Genomic DNA, 15,450 nt, shown 5'->3' with positions numbered 1-15,450 from the left:
GCACATGGAAACCCAGTTCTTTACCAATCAGTTTCCGATTCAGGAAGCGCTTACATTTGACGATGTCTTATTAGTACCAGCTTTTTCGGACGTACTTCCGAGAGATACTGACATCAGCAGTCGATTAACCACGGATATTAAAATCAATGTCCCGATTCTCTCCGCCGCGATGGATTCTGTAACCGAAAAGGATATGGCCATTTCTATGGCTCAATCCGGAGGGGTCGGAATTATTCACAAAAACATGAGCATTGAGGCCCAGGCACGGCAGGTACGAAGTGTCAAACGATCGGAGAGCGGGATGATCATAGATCCGGTTACTCTGGATACAGAAGCCAAGGTTAAAGATGCTCTGAATCTCATGTCTCAACACCGGATTGGGGGAATTCCGATTGTCAACAATGCCAATAAATTAATTGGAATTTTAACCAACCGGGACCTTCGGTTTGAAGCCCATCCCAACCGGCCGATTAAAGAAATCATGACCAAAGAACATCTGATTACTGCACCTGCTGGAACTACCTTAAATCAGGCAAAATCCATATTACAGAAGCATAAAATTGAAAAATTGCCGGTCGTAAAAAAAGACGGGACCCTGATTGGATTGATTACCTATAAGGATATCATGAAATTGGAGAACTTTCCAAATTCCTGTAAGGATAGTTTGGGAAGGCTGGTAGTCGGAGCTGCTGTGGGCATTAGTAAAGACACCATGGAACGGATTGAAGCCCTGGTACAGGTAGATGTCGATGTCATCTGTATTGATACGGCACATGGACATTCACAGGGCGTTTTGCAAATGATTAAACAGGTTCGTAAAAAATTTAAATCCCTTCAAATCATTGGAGGCAACATTGCAACCGGAGAAGCAGCTCTGGCATTGGTTGCCGCCGGAGTCAATGGAGTAAAAGTTGGCGTAGGTCCGGGCAGCATTTGTACTACACGCATCGTTGCCGGTGTTGGTGTGCCCCAACTGACTGCAATTGCCTTAGCCGCCAAAGCAATTCAAAAGAAAGGTATCCCCATTATTGCCGATGGAGGCATTCGCTATACCGGAGACATTCCAAAAGCGCTTGCTGCCGGTGCACATTCAATTATGGGAGGTTCCTTATTTGCAGGAACCGAAGAAGCACCCGGTGAAACCATCATTTATGAAGGTCGAAAATTCAAAGTCTATCGCGGCATGGGATCTTTAGGAGCTATGCAACTGGGTAGCAAAGACCGTTATTTTCAGGATGTAGAAGACGATATAAAAAAATTGGTACCGGAAGGCATTGAAGGACGTGTCCCTTTTAAAGGTTCGGTCTCGGAAGTGATGGTGCAATACATCGGCGGACTGAGAGCCAGTATGGGATATGTAGGGGCTAAGACCATTAAAGATTTACAAAAAGCAAAATTGGTGCGCATCACCAACAGCGGAATCAATGAATCTCATCCACACAATATTACCATTACCAAAGAATCGCCAAATTATTCGAGAAAATAAAATATTGCAATGCTGCAATTTTAGTCTTTAGAAAAGAAGTTTTTAGTCTATAGAAAATGCTGCAATCTTGCAATGCACAATGCAATAATGTTCTAATTTTTATAATGTTAGTATGTTGCCATGCTTTCAGTAAGGAATACCTTCATGATGAAATTCTACAAGTTTACTTTAGGTATATTTCAATGTTTAATATTTTAAGTAATGCTTTGAAGGAAATATGAACCGTCTGAATTTTATTCCTCTGTCTTTTTATTCTTTAGTATATTAATAATTGTATTTATTAATAAAATAATTCAAATAATATTTTAGTTTTTGCTGCTTAGTATTTCAGAAATATTTTTTAAACAAATGTAGTTATTGAATGAACTTACAGATTTTAAAATCTTATGCATGGTTGAAATTTAGCTTTTTAAGCAAAATGAATAAGACATTGATAAGGCTTGTCCACCAAATTAAAAATTAGTCTTTGATCCTACTCTTCCTGAAACAATGCACAACATGCTCCTGCCGGATCTTTTATGACTGCATAGCGGGAATTTCCACCATAAGATTTTGGTCCGCTTAGAATTACTCCACCCAATTCTTTTAATTTATTTAAACTGGCGTCCAAATCCCGGACATTAAAGTAAATCAACCACATGGGAGGCAGTTCGGCATTTCCACCGCGGGCATGACAAATACCTGCTTTGGTTTGGCCATCGTCTAATGAATTCATACAATAATCTGAATAATTGCCCATTGAGACTTCTGTAAATGAATATCCTACGACCGAAGCATAAAAATCGCGGATTTCGGGTGCTTTTTCTACTGTTAAATCTGCCCAAGCAAAGGAACCAACCGATGATTTCATACACTAAATTTTAGGAAAGCTAATAAATCTTTGAAATACCAACACGAACTAATATCAGAAAGGAAGGCTTGCCTTCCTTTTAAATGAGGGATGCTGACGATCCAATGAATGTTTATTCTACACACAATATTTTCTTTATTGGATGTCACCATGCCGACAAGCGAAGCTTCGTCTGCACCCGAACCTGATTGGTGCCGAAGGCGGGACTCGAACCCGCATGTCCTCGCGAACACACGCCTCTGAAACGTGCGTGTCTACCAATTTCACCACTTCGGCTGTACAAAATCCAATAGGGCAAAAATAGCGCATTTCCTGATTTAATAGCCTCCTCCGGGGCTTACTCACATCATTTTAGCCTATATATAAAAATTCTATATATAAGACCAGAAGTTTATCTTTGTTCGAATTTGTTAAAAACAAGGATGATCCAATTCAAACGTCATTTGGTTACTGCTGCACTTCCCTATGCAAATGGGCCTTTGCACGTGGGCCATCTTTGTGGTGCGTATCTGCCTGCTGATATTTATGTAAGGTTTCAGCGATTGATGGGTAAAGATATTGTCTTCATTTGTGGATCAGATGAACACGGGGCCGCTATTACCATGCGGGCTCTTAAAGAAAAAAAAACACCCTCTGAAATTATCAATACCTATCATGAGTTATTTCAAAAAACGTTTCAGGGGATTGGAATTTCATTTGATTACTACCATCGGACCTCAGATCCTTTGCATCATCAAACTTCACAAGAATTTTTTCTGAATCTTTACAATAAAGGAGCATTTCGCGAAATAGAATCCGAACAATTTTATGACCTTAGTTCCCAACAGTTTTTAGCAGATCGCTACATTGTGGGTACCTGTCCAAAATGTGGCAACGAAAATGCATACGGCGATCAATGTGAAAACTGTGGCAGCTCTTTGAATCCTACCGACCTCATCAATCCAAAAAGTGTGATCAGCGGGGAAACTCCGGAAAAACGCAAAACCAAACACTGGTATCTTCCACTGGATGAATATGAAAACTGGATCAAAGATTTTATCGTAAATGGCAGCCTGGATGGTCAGGAACATCACGATCCGGATCTCTGGAAAAATCACGTACTGGGTCAATGTAAATCCTGGATCGAAGGAGGCCTGCAACCAAGAGCAATGACCCGTGATCTGGATTGGGGTGTGGATGTACCCAAAGAAATACCTGGCTCTGAAGGAAAAAAATTATACGTCTGGATGGACGCACCCATAGGATATATTTCTTCAACCAAACAATGGGCAAAAGAACAAAATAAAGACTGGGAATCATATTGGAAAGATCCGGAATCTGAATTAATCCATTTTATTGGAAAGGATAATATTGTATTTCATTGCATCATTTTTCCGGCCATCTTAAAAGTCCACGGTGGCTACAATTTACCCAGCAATGTTCCGGCCAATCAATTTATGAATCTCGAAGGAAATAAAATTTCGACTTCCAGAAATTGGGCAGTATGGGTGCATGAATTTTTAGAAGAACTTCCGGGTTTAGAAGATTCACTTCGGTATTATTTGATTAAAAATATGCCGGAACAAAAAGACAGCGAATTTACCTGGAAAGGGTTTCAGGATGCACATAACAATGAACTGGTAAATAACTTATCCAATTTTATTCACCGGGTCTTATCACTTACTCACAAATATTACAAAGGAGTGGTTCCCGATTTTGATCCGGATGAAATTATTGAAGGTGTTGCAGGAGATGAATTGGGTGGATTTCATGATGCCGAATTAATTTACCTCTTTGATCTGATCCAGGAAGTCAATCAACACATCCGGGAATACGATTTTCGCGCTGCACTTAAAGCACTCATGGATATTTGTACTGCCGGAAATCAATTGTTACAAAATAACGAACCCTGGAAAATTCAAAAATCTCAACCTGAAACGGTTGAGGTGGTTATGAATTTGGCTTTACATTATGTTGCAGCATTGAGTATGACCATGCAACCATTTTTACCATTTACGGCCATTAAACTTCGAAAGATGTTGAATCTTCCGGATCTAAACGCAAGCGGCGAATTGGAGGATATGCTCACAAAAATTGCTGAAGGGGAATTTATCATTGAAGCCGGTCATAAAATTGAGGAAGCGCAGTATTTATTTACACGACTGGATGACGAACTCATTCAAAAACAAATTGACAAACTTCACCACAGCGAAAATCAAACGATACCAATAAATTCTGAAACTAATATGGAATCAAAACATTTGCCATTAAAAGAAACCATCAGCTACGATGACTTTGCCAAAGTTGATGTACGCACTGCAAAAATCATTGCTGCAGAAAAAGTTGCCAAAGCAGATAAACTATTGAAGCTGGAAATAGATTTAGGTTTCGAAAAACGAACTGTTGTAAGCGGCATTGCTGAATATTACAAACCAGAAGAAATTATCGGCCGTCAAGTTGTTTTTTTAGCGAATCTTGCACCCCGCAAACTAAAAGGCATCGATTCAAACGGCATGATCCTTATGGCAGAAGATGCTGATGGTAGATTGACCTTCATCAGTGCCAAAGAAGATTGGTATTTAGGTAGTGTAGTAAAATAGCTGAAAGGATTGAAGGGCAAAGTAATTGAACGGCTGAACGGCTGAAGGACTGTAGGACTGTAGGACTGTAGGACTGAACGACTTTAATGAAGTTGACTACTGACCACTTATTGCTGATTGCTGAATTTGGGCTGTTAGACTATTAGACTGTTAGACGCTATTAGATTGAAAAGTTGGCTTTATACTCCAAATTTTAATTCGTGCATTCGTGGCTTTTATCCCATCTTCAATTCGTCTTTAATTCGTGGCTTTTCTTCCATTCATCTTCAATATTAATTGCTTATCCGAAAATTAGAATCGTACCAACTTAACCGTTTTAAATATTCCCTCATTTTGATATGTCAAATAATAGACTCCTGAAATAGGAAGGTCTGAATCTTTCAAATAATACACCCATTTATTAGATAAATTTGATATGATTGGCATTTTAAAAACTAACTCGCCATTCTGATTCCGAATATTTATATTCCCATTCCGGAATTTATCAGATTCAAAAAAAATGGTTGAGGACGTTTGCATCGGGTTAGGAATGCAAAACAATTTTAAATTTTCAGTTTGCAACATGGGATCTATACGTACGATCTGATTGGGCAGAATTTTAACTTGCACATCGCAAGAAGTTTTATTTCCGGATGAATCATAGACCCATACTTTCAAATCAAGAATTTTTCCGGTATCCGCCAATCCAAATTGTTTTGATTGGATGAATCCTGCTTCATCCCAACTGGTTTGAGCTAATCCACAATTATCGGTAGCATCTTGTAAAAGTTCGTTTGCATTAAGGGTTAATACATTGTTTTGATTTAATTGGAATTCAATGATTCCAGATTTACAGAGAGCCACAGGATTAATACTGTCGTTGTAACATCGCACATAAACAAGTTGTGAAAGATTAAACGTTTCAAAATTACACCAATTGAGAATGAACCAGTTTCTTCTCAATTCTAAAATACGATGACATCCTTCCGGTTGGATTGATAAGGTATCATCCGTATAGGTGGTACCCAAGGTATTACAGGCTTTGTAATTTTTCTCAAAGCTTAATGTGCCATCCGGATTTCCGTTTCGGCCGCGAAGCCAGGAGTTTCTGCAATCAAAAACGGGCTGATCTATCCCATTGTAATCCGGTAATTTATAGCTGGAGTCTATATTCCAATAAGATACTGTGATGGTGTCTGTAAAATCAAAACTCCGATTATCCGGACTGGTTACTCGCCAGGTCCTGTATATAATTTGCATAAATGATGAATCGCAGGTACCGTGGATTGTAAAATCTCGTACGACTTTGATTTTAACCGCACCGCAACGCGCCCAATTACTGGCAGTAAATTGATTGTCGCCCGTTTTAATCAGTTCCACACTATCCGGAATATTAAAACCCAAGTCATCCACCTTAAAAGATTCGTAACAAAATAAATTATACGATTTATTGCTCTTTACCGGAATAAAATCATCAATGCAATCCAATTTTATAAGCGTAATGTGTCCCCAACACGAATTTCCATTGGTTTGATCCACTATACGGTATTGAAAAAAACTTGGAGTGTTTGAAGTAATGGTATCCAATGGGTTCAAAATACCCTTGTACAAATAGTCTAATTTATAGCTGTGGTCGGTACAATATCCAATGTCTAATAAATCAGCAGCTGAAATTGGATAGCTTTTTCCAATCTCAATTTTAATTTTTGCAGCATCATTGCATTGCAAAATATCACAGGCCTGTTGAGAAAATCCGGTATTGCAAAAACAAAGCATTGCAAGCGGTATGCATAAAATATAAATGGGAATTACCCCTAAAGAGCGGTTTATTAAAGTTCTCATGTTCACAATTTTAGTATAAATATACATTTACCTGTCAATTTTCCAAATTAGAATTTGGATGGGCATTTGCGGAATGCTTATAAAATCAAAAGCAGGCATTAAAAAGCATGAAATTGTTTGTGAATGAGATTGGTTTGAAATGTGTTAAAATCAATTTGCAAATTCCAAGCTTAAAAACCTGGGATTTAAACCCCAGGTTTCTACCTGAACAAAAAAAAAATAGCTCCCTTTTGAGGAGCTATTTCAGGTCAGAATTTGGGCCCTATTATACTTACATTGTTAGACTGTTGATGGTTTTGCCGATGTAGGTTCCTTGTTTTTGTCCGGCTTCCAGACTAAAACGGTAGTGGATTCCTCCATACAAACTGGACATATTGATTTCATCCGCCATTTGCTGGAATGATTTATAAGCCCGTGGTGCACCGTTGATATCTTTTCTGAACTCGTGGGTACGATCCGTAAATGCGTAATTGTAACCAAACAATTCATTTAAAATTTCTGAACTGGTCATTGCTACTGCAGATGGACTAGCAGAATATTCCGGAGTTGCCTGCGAACTGATTAAGGATTCAAAATCCGCATCGATGTTTTCGCGGATGTAGGTTTCCGGACGAAGCATGTTGTATTTATATTTTACTTTCCAAGCAGCAACGGTTGCGTCATGCAATCCAATCCCCAACATCACATATGCTTTTGCAGTGAACGCCAGGTCTTTATTTTCTTTATTCAGAATGCTTACCAGGATGGCCATCATATGGCCTGAAACTGATATTGCATTGTCCTGATCATCATTCCAATACTTAACCATACTTACGGTATTGGCATCTAAATTTTTTACTCTGTTTCTTACATCCAATGCATAGGCATAGAATACTGAACTGGTAGATTTAGAATAAGTTGGAGGTGTATTTAAATCAATTTCTTGAGATTCCTTTACAAAGCTTCGAACCTCTCCCCAATATGGCAAGAGTGGTTTTTTAATTTGATTGGAAGTTGGAGCCCATAAACCCTGACCCTGTGGGGGGGTATAATTTACAGGATAGTTGTTTAGATAAGCCAAATCTTGTCCATCTGTAAGGGAGTACTCATAAATAGCTTTTCCCATCATTTGTCCAAACAACCTGGATTTTCTAGCAATGTCAGGGTTTACTGTATTTGATAACTCAATGTCATTGGTTTGATACAAGTCCTGGATTTTTTTCAATCCAGCCGGAGCTGTATTTCTGTAAAAATGATTAAACAATGCATACATGCAATCATTTACAGCCAGTGACCAACTCACTTCTCCACCTTCAGCAATAATGGGAAGGCTGTTGTTAGAAAGGCCATTTAATTTACCCTGCAAGCTAGGTTGGCGATCCATACCTAATTGAACGGTTTCATAAATAGCAAGGCCTAAGTAGGCATACACTCTGCTGGCGATGGGTGCTGTATAACCAGGAGTTTCGGACGTCAACTGCAAACTCAAAGCCATCCAGTCATTGGCAATTTTGCCATTTTCCAGTTTGGTTTTACTGAGTTCACTGATGACTACGCTAGATTCGTCCTTAGTACAGGCAGTCATTAATAATAATGCCACCATCAAGCAGTAGTTTACGGGGGATGCTTTAAATTGTACTAAATGCCTCATGATAATAATATTTAATAGTTTTCAATGCTTACCAAAATCTGGGGAAGCCATTCATTGACAAAACCAGACAATGTGATTGAGGCATTAGATCAGAACGATCTAAAGTAACAAAGGGAAGAATACGACACGAAAATAGCACTTTGCTTCCGTAGCATCCTAATTTCATTAAGAAATTTTTTAGAAATTCAGGGTTTCCCCTGATAGGAATATAATAAAATGTAATTAATATTTTGAATTATTAATAGATATTTAATTAATTATCAATATTTTATGTAACAAATTTGTATATATTAGTAAAATTGTGTGGGGTAAGTTAATTTTAAAGTATCGCTTGAAATGAAGACTGTTAGGCTGTTGGGCTGTTGGGCTGTTGGGCTGTTAGACTGTTGGGCTGTTAAGCAGTTAAGCTATTGAGCTTTTTAGCTTTTTAGCTATTGAGCTTTTTAGCTTAATCTAATGCTCAATACACAATGCTCAATCAGCAATGACCATTTGAGAAAATGCTTTTGAATTGGTGTAAATGTTCTAATACCAAATTTATTTATCAGATCACTTCTTAACCTCCAACTTAAACTTGGTATAACTCGATGCGGGTTCCGTATTGGCTATTACTTCCACATCGACAATCTGCGGACCGTCTTTGTCTTTGCTGTTGTAACGGATTTTAATTTTTGAGCGGGCTCCAGGAGCAACCGGTAAACGGGTCCAATCCAGGGTGGTGCATTCACATGCGGTGATCAATTCTATTTGTAAATCGCTGGTTCCGGTGTTAGTAAACCAGATCTCCTTATCCAGAATTTGTCCTTGTACCAATTCACCAAAATGATACGTACTAGAATCAAACTGAATTTTTGCAAATGCTTTTTTGGGTACTTCAGCCTGATTGCTAAAACTGATTTGCGATCGTACCGGCTGACAACATGTAAGCACAAAGCCCAATGCTAAAATACCAAATCCAACATTCCGAACCAATGACATAGTATTCAATTCGTAATTTTTAATTCTTAATTCTTAATTCTTAATTACTCATTGCTTCCCACAGCTTCTGTCTTCCGAAACGCGTCGAGTCCGCAATTAAGAAATTCTGAATAGCTTTCAACGCCTTCCCGGTAACCGCGTGGTTTTGCAAGTACTTCTTCTTTCGGACTTACCAAAACATATAAAGGTTGACTGTTTTGATTGAAATTGACAATTTGAAAATCAGCCCATTTGTTTCCAACATTTCTTATCGGTGTTTTTCGCACCGCTGAATACAATTCTTGTTCGAGTGGCGAACGATCATCTACATACAACGACACCAGGACATAATCTTTCATGATTTGTTGACGCACTTTATCATTGACCCAAATGTGTTCTTCTGTTTTTCTGCAATTGACACAACCATATCCTGTAAAGTCAACCAACATGGGTTTATGTACTTCTTTTGCATAGGCTAAACCCTCGTGATAATTTTTAAAGCAATCCAGATTGTTTGCACATTTTGTAAATGAAGGATATTTGCTTTTAATCTCTGCATTCAATTCCGGGGCCGGTAAGAAATAATTATATGTTGAAGGGGGAGCCAATCCACTCATTAACTTCAGGGCATTATAAGAATGCAGGTCTTTATTGTATGTAAATCCGGTAGCCAGATAGATGGTAGCAGCCAATGAAGACAAAGCAAAAAACCATCGGGCCGGAGATAGTTTTTTTACTGCACTGTCGTGAGGAAATTTAATAAAACCAAAAAGATACAGCGCCATCAACGCAAAAATTATCACCCAGGCACCCATGAAAATTTCATATCCCAGGATACCCCAGTGTTGGGTCATGTCGGCAACTGATAGAAATTTAAATGCAAGCGCCAATTCCAAAAAGCCCAGGACTACTTTTACATTCGTCATCCAGGAACCCGAACGCGGCAAGGTATTTAAAAAAGCAGGAAATGCAGCAAACAATCCGAATGGAATGGCCAATGCAGTTGAAAATCCCAGCATCACTACAAAAGGTCCCATTTTTGAAGTTGCCGACTGTACGATCGCCGAACCAATGATCGGACCCGTACAGGAAAAGCTGACTATTGCCAGAGTAAAAGCCATAAAAAAAATGCCAATCAATCCACCGCTGTCGGCCATCCGATCGCTTTTATTGGCCCACGAACTGGGAAGCGTAATTTCGTAATATCCAAAAAACGAAAATGCAAAGACAATAAAAATGATGAAGAACAAGGTATTAGCAATCCAATTGGTAGATAATTCATTGAGTGCGGTAGCGCCAAAAACTGCTGTAATTAAAATTCCGATGGCGACATAAATCACAATAATCGATAATGCATAAATCAATGCATTTTGAAAGCCTTTGCGCTTGGTATCTTTTGTAAAAAACGAAACCGTCAAAGGAATCATAGGAAAAACACAAGGAGTCAATAAAGCGAGCAATCCGCCCAGAAACCCAAACAAAAAAGTCCACCAATGATTTTTTCCTTCAATGCGTTCTTCTCCACATTGTCCTACCGGATTTTTTTGGGTTTCGATTAAACTAGGTACACTCAGATCGATGGTATTTCCATCTTTTAATAAAGGAGATCCTATTGGAATTTCTTCTGAATCAAATTTCAAAGTTTTTGAAACCGGGTCAAATGAAAAATCAAGGTTTTTATAGGGTAAGCAACGACTGGCATCACAAGTTTGATAGGTAAAATATCCTTTGATAGGCTTGGAAGGATCCTTGACTTTAATTTCCTGTATAAATGATGCCTCCTGTTTGAATTTAATGAGCTTCATTTCAAAAATTTCATCAAATCCTTCTAATCGATGATCTGACAATTCCTGAATGCTCCCTATTTTTTCATAGCCTGCATCTTCAGTCAAAACAATATCTGAAGGGATCGGACCATCCGGAGGAATGTTATGACTGTAGATATACCAACCGTCCTGGATAGTCGCTGTAAATTTCAAACCATAAGTGGCATTTCCTTTATCAATCAATTCTGATTTTACTTTGACAGGGTCCAGTAAATTACTGTTTTGATCGTTAGCAGTCAAAGGGGTTGAAGGAATCAAACCAGTTCCTGCAGGCATGCCGCCCATTGATTTTTCTTCAGGCACTTCCCCATTTAAAGAAATTACAAAATCCTCATTGGTTGGCGGAATGCATTTCTCGCTGTTACAGCTCATAAAATAAGCCGATGCTTTGATTGGTTTGGAAGCATCGCTGACTTTAATCTTCTGCACAAAATCTACATGATCATAGTATTTTGAAACTACCAGATTATCAAATAATGGTTCCGGACCTTCTTTCTTTTTACCGCGTTCTTCTACTTTGCCAATCAATTCAAAATGCTTGCCTTTCTCCAGGGTGATTTCACTGGGTTGTGCCGCATTGGGATCGGATGTCTGACTGTAAATCGCCCAGCCATCATCCATTTTAGCTTTCAGGATGATCTCATAGTGTGATTTATCCAATTGTTTGACCTCAGTAGTCCAATGAACCGGCTGCAGGATTTGGGCTGATGCATTCCACAATGAAAAAATAAAAGCAAGCTGTAGAAATACTCTGGCAATTTTCATGGAAAGAAATTTAGTACCTTAAAGGAACACAAAAATAAACGAAACGGCCGGTCTTAGGGTGTTTATTAAAGGCTTTGAAAGCCTAGATTAACCTCACTTTAACGTTTTTGACGCAAAATTTCCCAATCCAAAATTTCCAAAACCCAGGATTTAAACCCTGGGTTTTGGAAATTTTGGATTGAGAAATTGTAATTAGCTTATGCTATGGAATTGGAATACTGTCTAATCCATTCAAAGATGGATTCAAGGATGGGGCGGCCATCGGTGTTGCCCAGAGCAGTTTCAGCAGCGCGTTCCGGGTGCGGCATCAAACCACATACATTGCGTTCCTTATTACAAATTCCTGCAATGTTTAAACAAGAACCATTTACATTGGATGCCTCGTCTATACGGCCTGATGGGTCGCAATACTGAAAGATAATTTGACCCTGAGACTTCAATTCACTCAAGGTTTGTTCGTCGGCAAAATAACGTCCATCTGCGTGTGCTATTGGTATTTTGTAGGCTTTATTAGGGTCTAACAAACAACTGAGTGGAGAATCGATCGTGCCTGGTTTGAGGTAGACATTTTTGCACATAAATTTTTCATTCTGATTGACCAGCAATTGTCCTGGAAGCAAACCGGATTCACACAGAATTTGAAATCCATTGCAAATGCCGATCACCAATCCACCTTCATTTGCAAAACGGATTACTTCAGGCATAATGGGTGAAAATTTAGCGATGGCACCGCAACGCAGATAATCTCCAAAAGAAAATCCACCCGGCAGGAATATGCAATCACCCGAATTGAACTGTTTTAAAGAATGTTCTTTGTGCCAGATTTTCTCAATTGGCTTTTTGAATACATCACCAATCACATACATCAGATCATCATCACAATTTGATCCGGGAAAAACAACCACGCCAAATTTCATATTACCAATTTTGAAATTGTAAAAATAAGGAGCAAAGCAGTAAAAACAGGTGAATGGTTTCCTGGATTAGTGGATTTTTAGGTTTAGTTAACAATACACCTGTTAAAAGTGCCAGGGGACTATATAAAATGATCAAATGATTTACCTGATCAATTTGTAAAAACAGGATGCTAAACCCGCTGATCAGAATAGCCCAAAACAATAAGTCAAACTGTTTTTGTGCCATGATAGACCTCTTAAACTGAAAAAACGGATATTGAATTAAATTGATTAAAACAAAAATAAATAACAAGGCAAATGCAATCCAGCCGATGCTGCCAAATTTCATAGAAAATATAAACGGTCTAAAAAAACCTGCAATTTGCACATCCCAAAATTCAGTGTGCAGATTAAAATAATAAAGGCTTACAAAAAGTAAAAAATAAACATTAAAAAAACCTCCTACTATTTGAAGGATTTCTTTTAATTGATAGACGCGTAAAACCAAAATACCTACCAAACCTAAAACTAAAAAGATGTAATACGGGGGATAGAATAGACTTGCCAATCCTACCAAAAAGCCGTAATTAAACAGCGCTAAAGCCGGTTTCTTTTTTAGATAAATTCCAAATAATTCTGGCAGGGCCAGGGTGAAAAAAAAGTTTGCAAGCAAGACCGGACCAAAGCAAAGGGTAGAATAATGAAAGCCGCAAAACAGAATAAAAAACAAAGAACTAAAAAGTTGACCTTCACCGGTCAATTTAAAACGACTGACCATCCGGCCAATCCAAAGAGCCTGTAAAACTATTAGAACTAAGGAACTGGTTATATTGAAGGCATTGTTTTCAGAGAGCTCTTTAAATAGTTTCAGAAATAGCCAGCAAGAATCAGAAACGGGACAACTTACTTTATTAAACCAGCTGCTGGCATGCAATACCATGGCATAGGGTATTAGCAATAATGCTCCCATAAAGGTATTTCTCTTAAATAATTCGAGCAAGCGGTTTAATTGTAGAATCAAAATTAATCCAATTTTTAAGGGAATCTCTAAAAACCAAGTATTCTTCGGGATCCAATTTATTTAAACAGCTCATTTACAGTCGGAAACTCCGCATTAAAAAATTTCAAACCCCACTTTAAGCTCTCCGCATCTTATACTTCATAGAACAAGGGTTATTCTTCATACCAATTTTTTTTACAATTCTCATCTAATCAGTTAAAAATGAATGCTTTAAATATAATTACAGAAATCGATTACATTTGCCCCTGAATACCTCTTTGAATCAGAAATCAAGATGGTACCATTCGCCAAACGCCATAGCTTATATTTACCGATTGATGAAGCCGGAATATACCCTGGAGGAAATAAAAAGACCCGTTACACTAGAGCTTAAAGCTTTTGATGCCCATTTCAGGCAGGCAATGCAAAGCAGGGTGGCCTTATTGGATCAAATCAGTTATTATCTGGTCAAAACAAAAGGTAAGCAATTAAGGCCCTTAATGAGTTTGCTTTCTGCAAAACTTTTCGGAGAAATTAATGAAAAAACATTTGCTGCTGCAACTCTGGTTGAATTACTCCATACGGCAACTCTGGTGCATGATGATGTGGTAGATGAATCCGATCAGCGCAGAGGATTTTTTTCAATTAAAGCTTTATGGAAAAACAAAATTGCAGTTTTGGTTGGTGATTATTTATTGTCAAGAGGTCTATTGACAGCCTTGCAAGGATCCCATTTTGATTTATTGGAAATTCTTTCGTCATCCGTAAGTGAAATGAGTGAGGGGGAATTATTGCAATTGGAAAAAGCACGCCGATTGGACATTAATGAAGCGATCTACTTTCAAATCATTCGACAAAAAACAGCTTCCTTGATTCGTTCGGCTTGTTTGTGTGGAGCTAAGAGTACGACAGATCAGCTTGATTATCTCAATAACATCCGCGACTACGGAGAAAAAATTGGAATCGCTTTTCAGATCAAAGATGATTTGATGGATTTAAGCAAGGATTTTACCGGCAAGCCAAAGATCTTGGATATTAAAGAAAAGAAAATGACTTTGCCTCTGATTGCGGCATTAACAAAAGCTCCCCTGCCATTAAAAAACAGAATGATTTCACTCATTCGAAATCACAATGAAAATCCTAAATCAATTCAGGAAGTGGTTTCCTTTATTCATGAATACAATGGTATAGAAACTGCTGAACAAAAAATGTATGCCTACCGCGACGAAGCATTAGCCCATCTGCAAAATTTACCACACAACGATGCTCACGAAGCCCTTGTAAAATTAAGTTATTACATAACTTCCAGAGTAAAATAAGTTTAACCCACAATTTAATAGCAGTCCTTTTTAGTAAACGATAGACCAAGTTATCCCAATGACTTTTATCTATGTTTCCAAAATCCCTATGTCCCTTTGTGTTTCAAAAAAATATGAATTGAAACATAGGTATATAGTTAACAATAGGTTTCACATAGAATTCTAAATCTATGTTTCCTAAATCCCTATGTTCCTATGTGTTTCAAAAAAAAAGCACCATTGAAAAACATAGGTATATAGTTAACAATAAGCATCACATAGAATTCCTAATCAATGTTCCCTAAATCCCTATGTCCCTATGTGTTTCAAAAAAATATGAAT

General features: G+C 38.0%; 10 protein-coding genes and 1 tRNA gene. 3 read left to right on the top strand and 8 right to left on the bottom strand.

The genetic code is table 11. From position 1 onward, the window contains the following. The first annotated feature begins 4 nt into the window (after nucleotides 1-4). Nucleotides 5-1,486 (top strand): IMP dehydrogenase, encoded by a 1,482-nt coding sequence (gene guaB, locus IPJ80_08670; GenBank protein MBK7913560.1) that lies wholly within the window; start codon nucleotides 5-7, stop codon nucleotides 1,484-1,486. A gap of 472 nt (nucleotides 1,487-1,958) precedes the next feature. On the opposite strand, the gene IPJ80_08665 is transcribed toward guaB, so the two are convergent. Together IPJ80_08665 and IPJ80_08660 are read right to left on the bottom strand one after the other, a co-directional pair. Beyond that, on the bottom strand, nucleotides 1,959-2,336 hold the full coding sequence (locus tag IPJ80_08665; GenBank protein MBK7913559.1) for a VOC family protein: 378 nt from the start codon (nucleotides 2,334-2,336) through the stop codon (nucleotides 1,959-1,961). Nucleotides 2,337-2,525: 189 nt separating this feature from the next. Further along, nucleotides 2,526-2,612: transfer RNA gene (locus IPJ80_08660), tRNA-Leu, on the bottom strand. A gap of 146 nt (nucleotides 2,613-2,758) precedes the next feature. On the opposite strand from IPJ80_08660, the gene metG reads away from it, so the two are divergent. Further along, nucleotides 2,759-4,915 (top strand): methionine--tRNA ligase, encoded by a 2,157-nt coding sequence (gene metG / locus IPJ80_08655; protein MBK7913558.1) that lies wholly within the window; start codon nucleotides 2,759-2,761, stop codon nucleotides 4,913-4,915. A 291-nt stretch (nucleotides 4,916-5,206) separates the two neighbouring features. On the opposite strand, the gene IPJ80_08650 is transcribed toward metG, so the two are convergent. The 6 genes from IPJ80_08650 to IPJ80_08625 all read right to left on the bottom strand — a co-directional run bounded on the left by IPJ80_08650 (nucleotide 5,207) and on the right by IPJ80_08625 (nucleotide 13,780). Further along, on the bottom strand, nucleotides 5,207-6,736 hold the full coding sequence (locus IPJ80_08650) for a T9SS type A sorting domain-containing protein (protein MBK7913557.1): 1,530 nt from the start codon (nucleotides 6,734-6,736) through the stop codon (nucleotides 5,207-5,209). 271 nt (nucleotides 6,737-7,007) lie between these two features. Then, a complete protein-coding gene (locus IPJ80_08645) occupies nucleotides 7,008-8,366 on the bottom strand; it encodes a vanadium-dependent haloperoxidase (protein MBK7913556.1) in 1,359 nt (452 codons plus the stop codon). A gap of 549 nt (nucleotides 8,367-8,915) precedes the next feature. Then, nucleotides 8,916-9,353 carry a DUF1573 domain-containing protein gene (locus IPJ80_08640; protein ID MBK7913555.1) on the bottom strand — a complete coding sequence of 146 codons (438 nt, stop codon included), beginning with the start codon at nucleotides 9,351-9,353 and terminating at the stop codon, nucleotides 8,916-8,918. Nucleotides 9,354-9,388: 35 nt separating this feature from the next. Next, the gene (locus IPJ80_08635) at nucleotides 9,389-11,914 is read right to left on the bottom strand and encodes a thioredoxin family protein (protein MBK7913554.1); all 2,526 of its coding nucleotides are present in this window, start codon (nucleotides 11,912-11,914) and stop codon (nucleotides 9,389-9,391) included. A 197-nt stretch (nucleotides 11,915-12,111) separates the two neighbouring features. Next, a complete protein-coding gene (gene purQ, locus IPJ80_08630) occupies nucleotides 12,112-12,831 on the bottom strand; it encodes a phosphoribosylformylglycinamidine synthase subunit PurQ (GenBank protein ID MBK7913553.1) in 720 nt (239 codons plus the stop codon). 1 nt (nucleotide 12,832) lies between these two features. Next, complete coding sequence (locus IPJ80_08625; protein ID MBK7913552.1) at nucleotides 12,833-13,780, bottom strand: hypothetical protein; 948 nt, start codon at nucleotides 13,778-13,780, stop codon at nucleotides 12,833-12,835. A gap of 368 nt (nucleotides 13,781-14,148) precedes the next feature. On the opposite strand from IPJ80_08625, the gene IPJ80_08620 reads away from it, so the two are divergent. After that, on the top strand, nucleotides 14,149-15,129 hold the full coding sequence (locus tag IPJ80_08620) for a polyprenyl synthetase family protein (GenBank protein ID MBK7913551.1): 981 nt from the start codon (nucleotides 14,149-14,151) through the stop codon (nucleotides 15,127-15,129). The last annotated feature ends 321 nt before the right edge of the window (nucleotides 15,130-15,450 follow it).

Source organism: Saprospiraceae bacterium, from assembly GCA_016714025.1.
Lineage (GTDB): Bacteria > Bacteroidota > Bacteroidia > Chitinophagales > Saprospiraceae > Vicinibacter.
Note: the sequence above shows the minus strand (reverse complement) of the source record. Positions and strands in the feature narration are given on the sequence as shown.